The sequence below is a fragment of the Psychromonas antarctica genome (assembly GCF_022267535.1).
In the GTDB taxonomy this organism is placed as follows: domain Bacteria; phylum Pseudomonadota; class Gammaproteobacteria; order Enterobacterales; family Psychromonadaceae; genus Psychromonas; species Psychromonas antarctica.
Genome location: NZ_JAHNZV010000252.1, coordinates 1 through 1,118 on the forward strand (window position 1 = coordinate 1; position 1,118 = coordinate 1,118).

The 1,118-nt window shown below is 41.6% G+C and carries 1 protein-coding gene; it reads left to right on the forward strand.

The annotated features are described in order from the left end of the window. Positions 1-73 precede the first annotated feature (73 nt). Positions 74-1,118, forward strand: a 1,045-nt coding sequence (locus tag KSO91_RS17325) for an IS256 family transposase (RefSeq protein ID WP_238744265.1), incomplete at its 3' end; no start/stop codon positions are given.

Sequence of the window (1,118 nt, forward strand, 5' to 3'; positions counted from 1 at the left end):
GAGGGTGTAAAAAGAATTGTGTAAACGTTCATTATCTATAACCTTATCAAAGGCCATTATAATGAGTAACACAATGAATAAAGAAAAACTGCAAGCACTCGCAAATGAGTTAGCCAAAGACCTTAAAACACCGGATGATCTTAATCAATTGAGTGCAATGCTAACGAAGATAACCGTTGAGGCGGCGCTCAGATCCGAAATGGACTTCCACTTGGGGTATGATAAACACAAGCCTTCTGGCAACCACAGTGGTAATAGCCGTAATGGTTACTCAACCAAAACGCTTAAAGGTGATCATGGCGAGATTGAGCTTCAAACCCCTCGAGATCGCAACGCTAGCTTTGAACCACAACTCATCAAAAAAGGGCAAACCCGTATTACAGGGATGGATGAACAAATCCTAACGCTCTACGCCAAAGGAATGAGTACGCGTGACATTGTCGCTGCTTTTCAAGAAATGTATGGTGCAGATATCTCTGCCGGCCTCGTTTCTCAAGTGACAAACTCAGTTATCGAGCAAGTTGTTGAATGGCAAAATAGACCGCTAGATGCTGTATACCCCATCGTTTATTTAGACTGTATTGTGTTAAAAATACGCCAGGATAAACGCGTGATCAACAAAGCCATTTACCTTGCGCTGGGCATTAATGTTGAAGGCCATAAAGAATTATTAGGCATGTGGATTTCTGAAAATGAGGGATCTAAATTCTGGCTTTCAGTGCTGACCGATCTTCAAAATAGAGGCATGAAACACATGCTAATAGCTTGTGTTGATGGCTTGAAAGGTTTTCCTGAAGCGATTAATGCAACGTTTACTGATGCAAAGATTCAGCTCTGTCTCGTCCATATGGTGCGAAACTCATTGAAGTTTGTTCCTTGGAAAGATTACAAGCAAGTAACCAGTGATCTGAAGTGTATATATCAATCAGTCACCGAATCAGAGGCCAAGTCAGAGCTAGAGCGCTTCTGTGATAAATGGGATGATAAATACCCTCAAATCGGTCGTTCATGGCATGCTAACTGGGAGAACTTGAATACGCTGTTCGATTACCCCGCAGATATCCGTAAGGTGATTTATACGACGAATGCGATTGAATCATTAAATAGTGTGATTAGAA